Origin of the sequence: Nocardia otitidiscaviarum, assembly GCF_007362295.1 — a bacterium.
Classification (GTDB): Bacteria; Actinomycetota; Actinomycetes; order Mycobacteriales; family Mycobacteriaceae; genus Nocardia; species Nocardia otitidiscaviarum.
Genome location: NZ_CP041695.1, coordinates 5,981,874 through 5,996,620, shown reverse-complemented (window position 1 = coordinate 5,996,620; position 14,747 = coordinate 5,981,874). Strand labels below are relative to the sequence as shown.

16 protein-coding genes are annotated in these 14,747 nt (G+C 66.8%); 14 read left to right on the top strand and 2 right to left on the bottom strand.

Translation table 11 applies throughout. The features are described from left to right. Window position 1 precedes the first annotated feature (1 nt). The 3 genes from FOH10_RS26895 (at window position 2) to FOH10_RS26885 (ending at window position 2,775) form a co-directional block, all read left to right on the top strand. Window positions 2-187 (top strand): type Z 30S ribosomal protein S14, encoded by a 186-nt coding sequence (locus FOH10_RS26895; protein WP_029923637.1) that lies wholly within the window; start codon window positions 2-4, stop codon window positions 185-187. Between the two features lie 226 nt (window positions 188-413). Further along, window positions 414-1,298, top strand: a complete 885-nt coding sequence (locus tag FOH10_RS26890; protein ID WP_143982803.1) for a DUF8017 domain-containing protein — start codon at window positions 414-416, stop codon at window positions 1,296-1,298. Between the two features lie 115 nt (window positions 1,299-1,413). Next, the gene (locus tag FOH10_RS26885; RefSeq protein ID WP_143982802.1) at window positions 1,414-2,775 is read left to right on the top strand and encodes an MFS transporter; all 1,362 of its coding nucleotides are present in this window, start codon (window positions 1,414-1,416) and stop codon (window positions 2,773-2,775) included. A gap of 141 nt (window positions 2,776-2,916) precedes the next feature. On the opposite strand, the gene FOH10_RS26880 is transcribed toward FOH10_RS26885, so the two are convergent. Then, complete coding sequence (locus FOH10_RS26880; protein WP_143982801.1) at window positions 2,917-4,524, bottom strand: alpha-L-fucosidase; 1,608 nt, start codon at window positions 4,522-4,524, stop codon at window positions 2,917-2,919. Between the two features lie 107 nt (window positions 4,525-4,631). After that, window positions 4,632-6,344, bottom strand: coding sequence for a DNA glycosylase AlkZ-like family protein (locus FOH10_RS26875; protein ID WP_143982800.1), 1,713 nt, complete (start codon window positions 6,342-6,344; stop codon window positions 4,632-4,634). 210 nt (window positions 6,345-6,554) lie between these two features. Between FOH10_RS26875 and FOH10_RS26870 the strand changes: the two genes are divergently transcribed. The 11 genes from FOH10_RS26870 (at window position 6,555) to FOH10_RS26820 (ending at window position 14,746) form a co-directional block, all read left to right on the top strand. After that, window positions 6,555-8,042: a serine/threonine-protein kinase gene (locus FOH10_RS26870; protein ID WP_143982799.1), complete on the top strand. Its 1,488-nt coding sequence runs from the start codon at window positions 6,555-6,557 to the stop codon at window positions 8,040-8,042. 276 nt (window positions 8,043-8,318) lie between these two features. Next, a complete protein-coding gene (gene rpsH, locus FOH10_RS26865; protein ID WP_029923644.1) occupies window positions 8,319-8,717 on the top strand; it encodes a 30S ribosomal protein S8 in 399 nt (132 codons plus the stop codon). Window positions 8,718-8,731: 14 nt separating this feature from the next. Further along, window positions 8,732-9,271: a 50S ribosomal protein L6 gene (gene rplF / locus FOH10_RS26860; RefSeq protein ID WP_143982798.1), complete on the top strand. Its 540-nt coding sequence runs from the start codon at window positions 8,732-8,734 to the stop codon at window positions 9,269-9,271. A 3-nt stretch (window positions 9,272-9,274) separates the two neighbouring features. Next, window positions 9,275-9,682: a 50S ribosomal protein L18 gene (gene rplR / locus FOH10_RS26855; protein ID WP_029923646.1), complete on the top strand. Its 408-nt coding sequence runs from the start codon at window positions 9,275-9,277 to the stop codon at window positions 9,680-9,682. 31 nt (window positions 9,683-9,713) lie between these two features. After that, a complete protein-coding gene (rpsE, locus tag FOH10_RS26850) occupies window positions 9,714-10,340 on the top strand; it encodes a 30S ribosomal protein S5 (protein WP_029923647.1) in 627 nt (208 codons plus the stop codon). A 1-nt stretch (window position 10,341) separates the two neighbouring features. Next, window positions 10,342-10,521, top strand: a complete 180-nt coding sequence (gene rpmD / locus FOH10_RS26845) for a 50S ribosomal protein L30 (RefSeq protein WP_029923648.1) — start codon at window positions 10,342-10,344, stop codon at window positions 10,519-10,521. Between the two features lie 3 nt (window positions 10,522-10,524). Further along, window positions 10,525-10,968: a 50S ribosomal protein L15 gene (rplO, locus tag FOH10_RS26840; RefSeq protein WP_029923649.1), complete on the top strand. Its 444-nt coding sequence runs from the start codon at window positions 10,525-10,527 to the stop codon at window positions 10,966-10,968. 157 nt (window positions 10,969-11,125) lie between these two features. Then, on the top strand, window positions 11,126-12,445 hold the full coding sequence (gene secY / locus FOH10_RS26835) for a preprotein translocase subunit SecY (RefSeq protein ID WP_029923650.1): 1,320 nt from the start codon (window positions 11,126-11,128) through the stop codon (window positions 12,443-12,445). Beyond that, the gene (locus FOH10_RS26830; RefSeq protein WP_029923651.1) at window positions 12,442-12,987 is read left to right on the top strand and encodes an adenylate kinase; all 546 of its coding nucleotides are present in this window, start codon (window positions 12,442-12,444) and stop codon (window positions 12,985-12,987) included. Before secY ends, FOH10_RS26830 begins: the two co-directional genes overlap by 4 nt. Next, complete coding sequence (map, locus tag FOH10_RS26825; RefSeq protein WP_029923652.1) at window positions 12,988-13,788, top strand: type I methionyl aminopeptidase; 801 nt, start codon at window positions 12,988-12,990, stop codon at window positions 13,786-13,788. It begins immediately after the preceding gene. A 70-nt stretch (window positions 13,789-13,858) separates the two neighbouring features. Further along, entirely contained in the window at window positions 13,859-14,746 is an 888-nt protein-coding gene (locus FOH10_RS26820; RefSeq protein ID WP_143982797.1) for an LLM class flavin-dependent oxidoreductase, read from the top strand. Window position 14,747 lies beyond the last annotated feature (1 nt).

Here is a 14,747-nt window from a genome sequence, read left to right as displayed (position 1 = left end):
CATGGCTAAGAAGGCTCTGATCAACAAGGCCAACGCCAAGCCGAAGTTCGCGGTGCGGGCCTACACCCGCTGCCAGCGCTGCGGCCGGCCGCACGCCGTCTACCGCAAGTTCGGCCTGTGCCGCGTGTGCCTGCGCGAAATGGCGCACCGCGGCGAGCTGCCGGGCGTGCACAAGAGCTCCTGGTGAGCTGACACACCGACACCGAAGGCCCCCGGCGAGACCCCTCTCGCCGGGGGCCTTCGGCGTTCGCCGCCCACAGCCTCACCGTCCTCCACCACGACATGACTTCGACACCGTGGCGAACGGAAAAGTGCGAGAGCGCTCCGCATCGAACAGAATCAGGTCCGTGGTGCACAACGATGAGTGGCGGTCGCCGGGTCCTGGGCGGCCACAAGGGCCTGGGGCGCGGCCGATGCCGCAACCGGGCCCGTTCGAGTATCCGCCGCTCGAGAACATGCCCTATCAGCCGTTCGAGTTTCCGGCACTGGACGACCATCGCAATCCGTTCCAGGCGCGGTACACCGAGGTCGGCTCGATGCCGCCGCCCCCGCCTCGACGCAACTCCGCCGGGCCGCTGCTCGGCGTGATCGGTGTCGTGCTGGTGCTGGCCGCCGTGGTCGCCGCCGGACTGTTCGCCCCGTCGTCGAGCGACGACACCCGCGACACCCCCTCGACCCGCCTGGCGCTCTCCGTGCCGCGGACGACCTCGCCGCCGCCGGGCACCATCACAATGCCGCCTCGAACGCCCGCCACCACCGTCGCGGTACTGCCCGGCTACCAGGGCGTGGAAGTGGCATCCCGGGGAGTGGCCTACGACGTGCCTGCCGAGTGGACGGTGGACAAGCCGGGCATCATCCGCGGATTCGAGGGCGACAGCGGCCGCATGTCCGGCACCGGAACCACCATCGACGGCAAGGACTACTGCGAGTCCTCCACGCGCACCGTCACTTTCGTCCACCGCTCGAGCCAGTCCGATCCGGCGGCGGCCGCCGCCGAGGTGGCGCGGCGGGTGGCGGAACTCGGTTTCGATGGTCCGGAATGGGGCCGCCGGACTTCCCCGGCCACCCCGGTCACCACCCTGAGCGGCATCACCGGGCAGCTGTCGGAGACCTCCGGAACCTGGACGCCGAAGAGCGCCGAATGCACCAGCACCCGATTCTCGGTGTACACCTTCGCCTTTCCCGGGCCCGAGCATCCGATGCTGGTGCTCACCATCGCCGCCGACCGCGAGGTCGACGGCGAGGTGACACCGGAGCTGGCGCGCGAGATCTTCTCCAGCGTCCGCCTGATCGAGTAGCCCGCCCTACCCCATTTCGGGGGTGCAGCGGATGTGACGCAGGTAACTACCGTGGTCGCACCCGGCGTGATGAGGCGCCGGGGTTTGCGAGAGAGTGAGACCCACGGTGACGACCATGAAAGACAATCCGCCACCGAACGAGCCGACGGGTGCGGTGCGCACGCCGGTTCGGCGCACCAGCCTGCGACGGGTGGCGGCGGCCAGTTCGATCGGCACCACGATCGAGTTCTACGACTTCTTCATCTACGGCACCGCCGCCGCGCTGGTGTTCCCGACGGTGTTCTTCCCGGCGGCCGATCCGTCGACGGCCACCCTGGCGTCGTTCGCGACCTTCGCGGTCGCCTTCTTCGCCCGGCCGGTGGGCGCGATCCTGTTCGGCCACTTCGGCGATCGCATCGGCCGCAAGCGCACCCTGGTGTGGACGCTGCTCATCATGGGCTTCGCCACCGTCGCCATCGGTCTGCTGCCGGGGTACGACTCCGGGGCCTTCGGGTTGTTCCCCGACGGCATCGGCATCTGGGCGCCGGTGCTGCTGGTGGCCATGCGCTTTCTCCAGGGTTTCGCGGTCGGCGGTGAATGGGCCGGGGCGACCCTGCTCACCGCGGAGTACGCGCCGCCGGGCAAGCGCGGCCTGTACGCCATGTTCCCGCAGCTCGGTCCCGCCTTCGCGTTCTTCCTGTCCAGCGCCACCTTCCTGATCGCGAGCCGCACCCTCGGCACCACCAGCGACGCCTTCCTGGACTACGGCTGGCGGATTCCGTTCCTGCTGTCGTTCGCACTGGTCGGCGTGGGGCTGTGGGTCCGGCTGGCGGTCGCGGAGACACCGGTGTTCCGGGATCGGGTGCGCGAGCACGCACCGGCCGCGCGCAATCTGCCCTTCCTGGACGCCGTGCGGTACCAGCCCAAGGAGATCCTGATCGCGGCGGGCGCGCTGACCAGCCTGTTCTCGCTCTTCTACACGGGCACGGCCTTTCTCACCAGCTACGGTGTCGGCACTTTGAAGCTGTCCCGCGACTACATCCTCACCATGGGGATGCTCGCCGCGATCGTCTTCGGCCTGGCCACCGCGGCCTCCGCGCTGTGGTCGGATCGAGTGGGCCGCCGCCGCGTCATCATGGTCTCCTGTGCCGCCGCGGTGCCGTGGGCCCTGGCACTCTTCCCGATTCTGGATATCGGTGGTCCGGCCGCCTTCGCCGTCGGTTTGTTCGGCACCCTCGCGATCTTCGGTATCGCCTATGGTCCGGCGGGTGCGCTGCTGCCGGAGATGTTCCAGGCCCGCTACCGCTACACCGGTGCGGGCATGGGCTACAACCTGGCGGGCATTCTGGGCGGCGCGCTGCCGCCGCTGATCGCCACCAAACTGCTCGCCGGTCCCGGCTCGTTCTGGGTGGGCGTGCTGCTGGCGGCGTTGTCCGTGGTCAGCGTGGTGTGCACCCGGCTGATCGTGGAGACCAAGGACCGCAGCATCGACGCCTGAGTCGCGCGTTGGCGTAGTACGGGCGTGCGTTCGGCCCGTGCGGCGGCCCCGGTGCCTACACCGTTCGAGACCCATGAGGGGGCGCTCGACCGCAGGCGTCGGGGCCGTTGCGTACCGAACTCGCCCGGGGCACGCCGTGTCTCAGCCGGTCGTCACCGCCACGACCGGCGCGAAAGCCCCGGTGAACGCCGCGTCCAGCACCGTATCGGCGCCGTCGCGGTGCACCTGTGCCGAGGCGCCGGAGCCGAGCAGGCGTGCCGGGCCGTCGAGCCGGATGTCCCGCAACGTCACCGGGCCGGTCGGTCGGCCCAATACGATCGCGTACACCTGAGATCCCTTGCGCGTGAACATGACCGGCATCCCGTCGGCGGTCCGCGCCGAGGAGACCTGCCACGGCCGGGAGCCGTCCATCGCCTCGCCGTTCACCCGCAGCCAGGCTCCGATGGCGTCCAGTCGGCGTTGCTGTTCGGGCACGATCTCCCCGGTGCCGGTGGGGCCGACGTTCAGCAGCAGCGCCCCGTTGTTGGCGGCGGCCTGCACCAGGCTGGTCAGCAGTTCCTCCGGCGGCGCGTAGTCCGCGTCGGTCTCCTGCCGGTTGTATCCGAACGATCCGCCGATACCGCGGTCCTGCTGCCAGAACTTCTCCTGCACGGTGTCGAACCCGGTGTACTCCGGGGTGCGGAAGTCGCTGTGCGGCACGTCGGGCGGAGTGGTGACCCGCTCGGCCGCGCCCGGCTCGGCCAGCACCCGCCGCATGACCTGGTCGAAGATCCACCGCACGGGGCCGAGCGAGATGACCTCGCGTAGGAACGACGCCGTCTCCCACCGGTCGTTGACCACCCCGTCCGGCACGGTGTTGTAGTAGTCGGCGAACAGCGCGTTGAGCCGCTGCTGCCCGGTCGGCCACCCGATGTCGTTCCACAGCAGATCGGGTTCGTACCGTTCGATGAGTTCCCGCACCTGCGCCTCCGCGTACTCGGGATAGCCCTGCGCGTAGGGCCCGAACGCATAGTCGCCGAGGGTCTCGACCACCGCCGGATGGAATGTCCAGTCCACGCCGCCCGAGTAGTAGAGCCCGAACCGCATCCCCTGTGCCCGCACCGCCCGCGCGAGTTCTCCCACCAGATCGCGCGTCGAATGGAATTCCGGTGCATGCGGATTCCGTACCGCGGTCGGCCACAGCGAATACCCGTCGGCATATTTGGCCGTCAACACCACATAGGACGCACCGCTCTCCCGAAAGGTCCGCGCCCAGGCGTCGGGATCCCACGCATCCAGCCCACGCTCGAACTCCAGCGCCAGATCCGCATACTCGGCATCGCCGTACCGCTCCCGATGAAACGCGGCCGCAGGCGAGCCCGGATCCTTGATCTGATTCGCATAGTCCTCCGCATACGGACTCCGCGTCAGCGCATGCCCGTAATCCTCCCGCAGCGTCTCCGCGAACGTCCGCCCCACCGGCGCGAACCCCGGCACCGAATACGGCCCCCAATGCAACATGACCCCGAACTTCGCATCCCGAAACCACCCCGGCAACGGATGCGACCGCACCGACCCCAACGAAGCCTCATACGGCCCCGAAGTCGTCATCCGAGCCTTGGCATCATCCCGCCGCCCCCACCACCACGACCCCACCCCGAGCACCGCCGCCACCACGACCGCGCACACGGTGAGCCCGGCGGCCCCGAGCATCGCGTAGCGACCGATGCGACGCGGCAACGACCTGGCCCGCGAACCCTCCCTGTTCATGTCGGGAACGTTAGGTGCGCCATGGGCAAATGTCGTCAACCTGCCGAGGGATGGTCCGTAGTCCCCTGGTATCGCCGCATTGTGCGAGGATCAGCCCCGCTTGTCGATTATCGGCCTTGCTGCGGCCTTCCACCCGGATCTATCGAGGGAAGGATGTACCGCGCCGCTTTACGCTGCCCCTGCAGGACGAGTTTGCCGGCACGTGACATCCGCCGAAGTAGATTGCCCGCTTGCGACGGGGTGATCATGCACAGTTCGGCGGCCTGGGCTCGAGTAATGGCTCCGAAGGATTCGACGTACTGGAGGACCATTCCTTCCTGTTGAATCGAGTCGGCGCCGCGGACCCGGATGTAGGCCGGCGGATTGTCCAGAGCGCGATAGACAGCGGCCGAGAGGTGATACATACGTCCGCGGCCGCCGCCCCGCAGTTCCACCAACCCGTCCTCGATCATGCGAGTCAATCCGGCACGGGTCTCACCGGGTGTGCGGTGGAGTTGTTCCGCGATTTCCGATGCGGACAGGTTGGTCTGGAGCCGCAATTCGTGGAGGACTTGCAGGTCGAATAGGCGCATCGGCCGACCGTCTCGGCTCTCCCGATCTGCGATGAATCGTGCCAGCGCGATATCCGCGCTGCCGAGCGGGACGATGGCTCGCACCGACCTGTCGGTGGATTGGCTGTAATCCGGTGTGTCGCGGCCGAGCCGGAGCAGCGCCGAATACATGAGACTGATGCCGCGGCCACTGCGCTCGACGATCCCCGCTCGGCGGAAGGCGTCCGCGAGGATTGGGCTGCGGGGCTGCGATACCGACAGCAGGTTGTCCAGCCGGACGCCGGGCGGAAACGCGCCTGGGCTGCTCACTTCGAACGCATCGTCCGAAATGGTCACCCTGGTCGCCCCCAATGCGGTGTAGTCGCGGTGGACCAGGGCGTTGGCGATGGCCTCTCGGACGACCGTGTGCGGTACGCGCGGCAGTGCGACCCGCAGTAACCCGAGCTGTACCTCCTCCTCGCGATTCCATGTCTGGACGCGCGCATACAAGTCTTCGGCGGCGCGGAGCAGCGGGGCCCGTGTGAAGTGGTTCGTCTCCAGTGAGAGACCGTCGAAGAGTTGGAACGCTGCCTCGTGGTTGGGGATATGGAGTGCGATGGCGCTCTCGCGTCCGAAGAGCAGCACGGCGCCGAGCGTCGGTCGCTCTGTTCCATCGTCTCCACATCGCAGCACACCCAGGGCGCGACATATCTCTGTGTCGGAAAGCTCAGTCAACACGGTATCCGCGCCAGAGGTCCGCGCGAGCATCCGGAAGCGGTCGAATTCCGCTGGATCCAGCTCGTCCATGGTCGCGCCACGTGCCGGGATGGCTGCGAAATCTACCGCACCCCTGTCGATTTCATGAGCGAGCATGTCGTAGGCGGGGAAGGGCAGGCACTGTGGAGTTCCGTCGATACGCAGCGCTCTGCGCACGTACACACCGTTCGAGGTGCCGACCACCCGGGGAGATTTCGGGATGTCGATGACAATGACCTCATACCCGTCCAACTCGACTGTTTCGGTATAGGTCTGGAGCAGTGGAACCGTGCGGCTGGCAATGAGTGCGTCGATTCTGCTCGGGTCGGTGACGGTGCCGTGTCGGGGCGCCGCACCGCTGATGCTCCCGTCGTCCTCTACTCCGATCAGCAGGAACCCGCCGTCGCCGTTGGCCATGCAGACGCACGTCTCGACCAGGTCGGTGTCATTGAACTTACCCGCGGCACCACGTTTGAACTCGGTCGTCAGAGTCTCGCCACGGGCGATGAGGTCGCGCAGACGGTCAGGCTCCATAAGCGCATCATATGCATATTTTTGCACTGCAATGGTGCAGGTGGTCGAATTGTCTCTTATTTATGAACCATATGGCACCCTTGGTGTCGCTTGGCATCGGATCGTCGGTGGTCTCGGAGTCCGGTGACTGATCCGGTTCGTGCGAGTTCGCGGGTGGCTGTGGGGTTCCGTAGGGTGGATCCGGTTTGTGGGCTGGGTGAGAGGTCTGTCATGCGAGCACCGGGGTTGGTCGCCGGTACGGTTTTCGCAGGTTATCGGATCGAGCGGCTGCTCGGCCGGGGCGGGATGGGTGAGGTGTACGCGGCCGCCCATCCGCGTCTGCCGCGCACCGTCGCGCTGAAACTGCTGAATCGCGAGGTGTACGCCGACGAGGAGGTGCGGCGGCGGTTCGATCGCGAGGCCGAACTGGCAGCGGCGCTGGACCATCCGAATATTGTCTCGGTGCTGGACCGTGGGGCCGACGGCGGTCTGCTGTGGATCTCGATGCAGTACGTCGACGGGTCTGATGCGGCCGCCTTCGCGGGCAGGCCGTTGGATCCGCTGCGGGCCGTGCGGATTGTCGAACAGTGTGCCGAGGCACTGGACTACGCCCACGAACGCGGTGTGCTGCACAGGGATGTGAAACCGGCCAATATCCTGTTGACGGCCGGGCGTGACGGTGATCGGGTACTGCTGAGCGACTTCGGAATTGCCCGGCTTCGAGATGACGAACTGCAGTTGACGAGGACCGGCGAGTTCCGGGCGACCCTGGCCTACGCCGCGCCGGAGCAGCTTTCCGGTCAGCCGGTGGACCATCGGGTCGACCAGTACTCACTCGGTGCCACGCTGTTCACCCTGCTCGTGGGTGAAACGCCTTTCACAGTGGCCAGTCCCGGCGAGATGGTGGCCGCGCACCTGACCCGTCCCGTTCCGCGGGCGAGCCGCCTGGTGGCGGAACTCCCACCGGCGGTCGATGCGGTAATCGCCAAGGCGATGGCGAAGAACCCGAGCGAAAGATACGACAGCTGTATCGAATTCGCACAGGCCGCACGTCTCGCACTCACCGGGTCGGCATCGATACCCTCCGTGGCCCCGCGCCCGACCGGGCCTATGGAGCCATACCGGTTGCCGCACAATCCGATCCCCCCGCGTCCGGGGCAGGTGTCGTCCGGCTGGCGGACCATCTCCATATTGCTGATAGTGCTGGCCCTGGTCGCGGTAGCCGGTGTCGGCGCGGCGGGAATCTATTGGAAGTTCCTGCGTCCCGCCGGCACGAAACCCGTGCCGTGGGGTGAACACAACAGTATTGCCAGGCACTTCCCGCAGTTGATTCCCTCGAGCCCGGCGGGAACGGGATGGCGGGATGCGCAGTGCTGGGCCGCGGGCACGGTGGTGGCGCAGGCCGGTGATCCGGTACCGGTCCGGCAGATCGTCTGTAAGGATCCGGATGGAGTCACGTCGTGGTACACGGAGTACGTCGGCCGGGCTGATGCCGCAACCTACCTGGACGCACACGCGGTGAGGGTCGGCGATCGGGAGTCCTCCGAGCGCGTCGGCCTCCTGGCGCTGTACCGACCCACGAATCCGGCGGCCCCGTTCTCCTTGGCCACCTGTGGGGGGACAAGGCCAGGTGTCAACAACATAGTGGTCGAGGTCCACTGGCCGGAGCGCAGCTTCGAAGAGGTGCGGGACCAATGGTGGCAGCTTGCGCCGTTCTGACGGCGAATCCTACGTACCCGGAGGGGTGCTGAGCGTGCTGTCAGGGACGTCGGATCGATCACCCGGATTTGGCGAGACCGGCGGCGTTGCCTACACTAGACCGGTTGCTCGGGCACACCTGTGTCCGCATGCGTCCGCGTGCGGCGTGCTCCGGGCCGCTGTGAATCATCCGGTCGACATGCTGTCGGCCGGACCGAGCCGAATTGTCGTAGGCCCACGACCGCCCGTGTGACGGTGCTGAATGGGAACCGCGGCGAGAAAGGTAGCGGTCAACCTATGACCATGACTGATCCGATCGCAGACTTCCTCACCCGTCTGCGCAACGCCAACTCGGCGTACCACGATCAGGTGAAGGCCCCGCATTCGAAGCTCAAGGCGAACATCGCCGAGATCCTCAAGCGTGAGGGCTACATCGCCGACTACCGCTCCGAGGATGCGGAGGTCGGTAAGACCCTGATCGTCGACCTGAAGTACGGCCCGAGCCGTGAGCGCTCCCTGCAGGGTGTGCGTCGTGTCTCGAAGCCCGGTCTCCGTGTGTACGCGAAGTCCACCAACCTGCCCAAGGTGCTCGGCGGCCTCGGCGTGGCGATCATCTCCACGTCGTCCGGTCTGCTCACTGACCGTCAGGCCAAGCAGCAGGGCGTGGGCGGCGAAGTCCTCGCCTACGTCTGGTAAGGGAGGTAGGAACAATGTCGCGTATCGGTAAGAAGCCGATCACAGTTCCCGCCGGTGTCGAGGTGACCATCGACGGCCAGCGCGTCACGGTGAAGGGTTCCAAGGGGACCCTGTCGCATGTGGTCGCCGAGCCGATCGTGGTGACCAAGGCCGAGAGCGGTGAGCTCGAGGTGGCCCGCCCGAACGACGAGCGCGAGAACCGCTCGCTGCACGGTCTGACCCGCACCCTGATCAACAACATGATCGTCGGTGTGACCCAGGGCTACGAGAAGAAGATGGAGATCTTCGGCGTCGGTTACCGCGTGCAGGCCAAGGGTTCGAACCTGGAGTTCGCCCTGGGCTACTCGCACCCGGTTCCGGTCGAGGCCCCGGAGGGCATCACCTTCGCGGTCGAGTCGCCCACCAAGTTCTCCGTGTCCGGCATCGACAAGCAGAAGGTCGGCCAGATCGCCGCGGTGATCCACGGTCTGCGCAAGCCCGATCCGTACAAGGGCAAGGGCATCCGCTACGCCGGTGAGGTCGTGCGCCGCAAGGTCGGAAAGACGGGTAAGTAAGCCATGGCACAAACTGACAACCAGAAGGCCCGGCGCAAGCCGGCCGGCACGGATGTTTCGACCGCGCGGCGTCTGTCGAAGACCCGCCGTCACTTCCGTCTGCGCAAGAAGATCGCCGGAACCACCGAGCGTCCGCGTCTCGTGGTGAACCGCTCCTCGCGGCACCTGCACGCCCAGCTGGTGGACGACTCGGCCGGCAAGACCATTGCCGCCGCGTCCACCATCGAGGCCGATGTGCGCGCGTTCGAGGGCGACAAGTCCGCCAAGAGCGCCAAGGTCGGCGAGCTGCTCGCCGCCCGCGCCAAGGCCGCCGGTGTCGAGGCGGTCGTGTTCGACCGTGGTGGTCACGACTACCACGGCCGTATCGCGGCCCTCGCCGATGCCGCTCGCGAAGGTGGGCTGAAGTTCTGATGATCAACACTGCGAACGGAAGGACTGTCTGATGCCGGGACGTCAGCGGCGTGACGGCGGCAACGGACCCGCCGGACAGAACAGCAATGACCGCGACAACCGGGGTCGCCGCGGCGACCGCCGGAACGAGCAGGCGGCCGAGAAGACCAACCAGCTCGAGCGCGTCGTCGCCATCAACCGTGTCTCCAAGGTCGTGAAGGGTGGTCGTCGCTTCAGCTTCACCGCCCTCGTGATCGTGGGTGACGGCAACGGTCTGGTCGGCGTCGGCTACGGCAAGGCCAAGGAAGTTCCCGCGGCCATCCAGAAGGGTGTCGAGGAGGCTCGCAAGGGCTTCTTCCGCGTTCCCATGATCGGCTCCACCATCACCCACCCGGTTCAGGGTGAGGCGGCCGCCGGTGTGGTCATGCTGCGTCCGGCTTCGCCCGGTACCGGTGTGATCGCCGGTGGTGCGGCGCGTGCCGTGCTGGAATGCGCCGGCATCCACGACATTCTGGCCAAGTCGCTGGGTAGCGACAACGCCATCAACGTTGTGCACGCGACCGTTGCCGCGCTGAAGATGCTCCAGCGTCCGGAAGAGGTGGCCGCCCGCCGCGGTCTGCCGATCGAGGATGTCGCTCCTGCGGGCATGCTGCGTGCGCGTGCCGGACAGGGAGTCTGACATGGCTGAGCTCAAGGTGACCCAGATCAAGTCGAGCATCGGCGCCAAGGCGAATCAGCGCGAGTCGCTTCGCACCCTCGGGCTGCGCGGTATCCGCAAGTCCGTGGTTCGCGAGGACAACCCGCAGAACCGTGGCCTGATCAATGCCGTGCGCCACCTCGTTCAGGTTGAGGAGGTTTAAGGCATGACCATCAAGTTGCACCACCTGCGTCCTGCCCCGGGAGCCAAGACCGAGAAGACCCGTGTGGGTCGCGGTGAGGCGTCCAAGGGTAAGACCGCGGGCCGCGGTACCAAGGGTACGAAGGCTCGCAAGAACGTTCCCGTCCGCTTCGAGGGCGGGCAGATGCCGATCCACATGCGTCTGCCCAAGCTGAAGGGCTTCACCAACCCGTTCCGCACCGAGTACCAGGTCGTGAACGTCGGTGATATCGCCGCGAAGTTCCCCCAGGGCGGCGAGATCGGCAAGGCCGAGCTGGTCGCCGCGGGCCTCGTTCGCAAGAACGAGCTCGTGAAGGTGCTCGGCGAGGGCGAAATCGGTGTGGCCGTTCAGGTTTCCGCCGACAAGTTCTCCGGCTCCGCCAAGGAGAAGATCACCGCGGCCGGTGGCACTGCCACCGAGCTGGCCTGACGGTAGGCTGAAAACACAGCGGCACCGGACGAGTGGAGAGCTCGTCCGGTGCCACTGTTAAAGTTCAAGTGTTGTCTGCCAACACCGTCATGGGGATCGGCGTTTCCCGCAATCGCTGAAGCCATGGCCTGACCCATGTCGTTAGCCAGGAGGATCTGTGCTTTCCGCCTTCGTGTCGGCTTTCCGGACCCCGGACTTACGGCGGAAGATTCTCTTCACGCTGGGCCTCGTCGCGCTCTACCGCGTCGGTGCCGCGCTGCCCTCACCGGGCGTCGACTACCAGAACATCCAGAAGTGTGTGGATCTGGTCTCCGGTGGTGATTCCGCCGGTATCTACCAGCTCATCAACCTTTTCTCCGGCGGCGCGCTGCTGCAGCTGTCCGTGTTCGCGATCGGCATCATGCCCTACATCACCGCGAGCATCATCATCCAGCTGCTGACCGTCGTCATTCCGCGGTTCGAGGAACTGCGTAAAGAAGGCCAAGCGGGTCAGACGAAAATGACCCAGTACACCCGGTACCTGTCGATCGCGCTGGCGGTCCTGCAGGCGACGGGTCTGGTGGCGCTCGCAGCGCGCGGACAGCTGCTGCGCGGGTGCCCCGACGACATCCTGGCCGATACCTCCATCTTCGGCATGATCATCATCGTGCTGGTCATGACCGCCGGTGCGGCGCTGGTCATGTGGTTCGGTGAGCAGATCACCGAAAAGGGCGTCGGCAACGGTATGTCGCTGCTCATCTTCGCCGGTATCGCGGCGCGCATTCCGTCCGAGGGCAAGATGATCTGGGACAGCGGGTCCCACATGAAGTTCGCCCTGGTCGTGCTGGCCGCCTTCGCGGTCATCGTCGCCGTCATCTTCGTGGAGCAGGGTCAGCGCCGGATTCCGGTGCAGTACGCCAAGCGCGTGGTGGGCCGCAAGATGTACGGCGGTTCGTCGACCTACCTGCCGCTCAAGGTCAACCAGGCCGGTGTCATCCCGGTGATCTTCGCGTCCTCGCTGCTGTACCTGCCGAACCTGGTGGCGCAGCTGACGCAGGACACCTCCGGCGATCCCGCCTGGTGGCAGGAGCAGATCCAGAAGTATCTGGTCAATCCGAGCAACCCGGTGTACGTGACGATCTACTTCGCGTTGATCGTGTTCTTCACCTACTTCTACGTCGCGATCACCTTCAATCCGGAGGAGCGCGCGGACGAGATGAAGAAATTCGGCGGCTTCATCCCGGGTTACCGCCCGGGCAAGCCGACCGCGGATTATCTGAACTTCGTGCTCAGCCGCATCACCCTGCCGGGCTCCATCTACCTCGGCGCGGTGGCGGTGCTGCCGAATGTCTTCCTCAATATGGGCAATAACACCGGTGTGCAGAACTTGCCGTTCGGCGGTACTGCGGTGCTGATCATCGTGTCCGTCGGCCTCGATACGGTCAAGCAGATCGAGAGCCAGCTGATGAATCGAAATTACGAAGGGTTCCTCAAGTGAGAGTTGTTCTGCTCGGACCGCCGGGGGCTGGCAAGGGTACGCAGGCCGTTCTGCTGTCGGAAAAGCTGGGTGTGCCGCACATCTCCACCGGGGATCTCTTCCGCGCCAACATCAGCCAGCAGACCGCGCTGGGCCGCGAGGCGCAGAAGTACATGGACGCCGGGAACCTGGTTCCCAGCGACGTCACCAATCGCATGGTCGAGGCCCGCATCGCCGAGCCGGACGCGGTGAACGGCTTCGTGCTGGACGGCTACCCACGCACCGTCGATCAGGCGGAGGCGCTGGAGAAGATGCTGACCCAGGCCGACAAGAAGCTGGACGCGGTGCTCTGCTTCGTGGTCGCCGAGGACGTGGTGGTGGAGCGCATGCTCGCCCGCGGTCGCGCCGACGACAACGAGGAGACCATCCGCAACCGCATGCGCGTCTACCGCGAGGAGACCGAACCGCTGCTCGAGCATTACGACGGGCTGGTGGTGACGGTCGAGGGCGTCGGCGAGATCGATGAAGTGAACGCGCGGGCGCTCGAAGCGCTGGGTCGCTGAATGGTCTTCGGGCGCAAGCACAAGAAGGTGGTGCCGTTCCGCACCGCCGGTGAACTGGACGCCATGGCGGCGGCCGGCGCTGTCGTCGGCCGCGCCCTGGTGGCGGTGCGCAACGCCGCCAAGCCCGGGGTCTCCACCCTGGAGCTTGACGAGGTGGCCGAGCAGGTGATCCGCGAGGCCGGGGCGATCCCGTCGTTCAAGGGCTACCATGGCTTCCCCGGCTCCATCTGTTCATCGGTCAACGACCGGGTGGTGCACGGCATCCCGTCGACCGAGGATGTGCTGGCCGAGGGCGATCTGGTGTCCATCGACTGCGGCGCGATCCTCGACGGCTGGCACGGCGATTCGGCGTGGACCTTCGGTGTCGGCAGCCTCATCGAGGCCGACCGCCTGCTGAGCGAGGCCACCAAGATGTCCATGGAGGCCGGGATCGCCGCCATGGTGGCCGGCAACCGCCTCACCGACGTCTCGCACGCCATCGAACTCGGCACCCGCGCCGCTGAGGCCGAGCACGGCCGCGCCTACGGCATCGTCGACGGCTACGGCGGCCACGCCATCGGCCGCGAAATGCATATGGACCCCTTCCTCCCCAACGAGGGCAAGCCCGGCAAGGGCCCCACCCTCGTGGTCGGTTCGGTCCTGGCCATCGAGCCCATGCTCACCCTCGGCACCACGGAAACCAAGACCCTGGAAGACGACTGGACCGTGGTCACCACCGACGGCTCCCGCGCCGCCCATTGGGAGCACACGGTCGCCGTCACCGAGGACGGCCCCCGCATCCTGACTCTGCGCCCGGAGTAGACGGCATGCCCGAAGGCACCCGCATCGGCCACGGCTGAGCGGGTGCCTTCGCCTATACGAGGAGGGATATATGGCACTGCGATTCGGCATTCAGCTCGCCCCGACAGCGGAGCGGCTGACCGAGATTCGGCGCCTGGCACGTATCGCCGACGAGTCCGGACTGGACCTGCTCGGCATCCAGGATCACCCGTACTCCGGCGCCCTGGCCGACACGTTCGCGCTCATCGCGACCGTCCTGGCCGACACCCGACGGCTGCGGGTGTTTCCGGATGTGGCGAGTCTGCCGCTGCGCGGCCCGGCCATGCTCGGCAAGCAGGCGGCCACACTGGATCTGTTGAGCGGTGGACGATTCGAACTGGCTCTCGGCGCGGGGGCGTTCTGGCCCGCCATCGCCGCCATGGGCGGGCCCTCGCGCACGAATCCCGAAGCGCTGCTCGCACTGGAGGAGGCCACCGCCGTCATTCGCGCGATGTGGCGGCCGGGGGAGAAGGCTCGGGTCGAGGGAGAGCACTACGCGGTGTCGGGCGTGCAGACCGGTCCGGCACCGGCGCACCCGGTCGGAATCTGGTTCGGCAGTGTGGGCCCGAAGGCGAATGCCCTCACCGGCCGCATCGCCGACGGCTGGGCCGCACCCATCCCGCATTATCTGCCGTACGAGAAGTGGCCCGCCGCGCAGCGAACCATTTCCGCGGCGGCCGCCGACGCCGGACGCGATCCGGCGGCGATCACCCGCATGGCACAGTTGGTCGGCACCATTACCGACGCCCCCGGCCCGGTGACGCTGCGCGGCGAGGAGCCCATCCGCACCGATGCCGCCGGCTGGTCCCGCATCCTCGCGGACCTGGCCCGTGAGTCCGGATTCGACACCTTCGTCTACTGGCCCGAATCCGAGGACGAGACGCAGCTGCGCCGCTGGATCTCCGAGGTGGTGCCCGCCACCCGGGACCTGTGTGCCTGAA

Coding starts and splice junctions, on each gene's coding strand:
- FOH10_RS26880 (WP_143982801.1), bottom strand. CDS start 4,524: ATGAACAGGGAGGGTTCGCGGGCCAGGTCGTTGCCGCGTCGCATCGGT.
- map (WP_029923652.1), top strand. CDS start 12,988: ATGGTCTTCGGGCGCAAGCACAAGAAGGTGGTGCCGTTCCGCACCGCC.
- rplR (WP_029923646.1), top strand. CDS start 9,275: ATGGCACAAACTGACAACCAGAAGGCCCGGCGCAAGCCGGCCGGCACG.
- FOH10_RS26885 (WP_143982802.1), top strand. CDS start 1,414: ATGAAAGACAATCCGCCACCGAACGAGCCGACGGGTGCGGTGCGCACG.
- FOH10_RS26875 (WP_143982800.1), bottom strand. CDS start 6,344: ATGGAGCCTGACCGTCTGCGCGACCTCATCGCCCGTGGCGAGACTCTG.
- rpmD (WP_029923648.1), top strand. CDS start 10,342: ATGGCTGAGCTCAAGGTGACCCAGATCAAGTCGAGCATCGGCGCCAAG.
- rpsE (WP_029923647.1), top strand. CDS start 9,714: ATGCCGGGACGTCAGCGGCGTGACGGCGGCAACGGACCCGCCGGACAG.
- FOH10_RS26890 (WP_143982803.1), top strand. CDS start 414: ATGCCGCAACCGGGCCCGTTCGAGTATCCGCCGCTCGAGAACATGCCC.
- rpsH (WP_029923644.1), top strand. CDS start 8,319: ATGACCATGACTGATCCGATCGCAGACTTCCTCACCCGTCTGCGCAAC.
- FOH10_RS26895 (WP_029923637.1), top strand. CDS start 2: ATGGCTAAGAAGGCTCTGATCAACAAGGCCAACGCCAAGCCGAAGTTC.
- FOH10_RS26820 (WP_143982797.1), top strand. CDS start 13,859: ATGGCACTGCGATTCGGCATTCAGCTCGCCCCGACAGCGGAGCGGCTG.
- FOH10_RS26870 (WP_143982799.1), top strand. CDS start 6,555: ATGCGAGCACCGGGGTTGGTCGCCGGTACGGTTTTCGCAGGTTATCGG.
- rplF (WP_143982798.1), top strand. CDS start 8,732: ATGTCGCGTATCGGTAAGAAGCCGATCACAGTTCCCGCCGGTGTCGAG.
- rplO (WP_029923649.1), top strand. CDS start 10,525: ATGACCATCAAGTTGCACCACCTGCGTCCTGCCCCGGGAGCCAAGACC.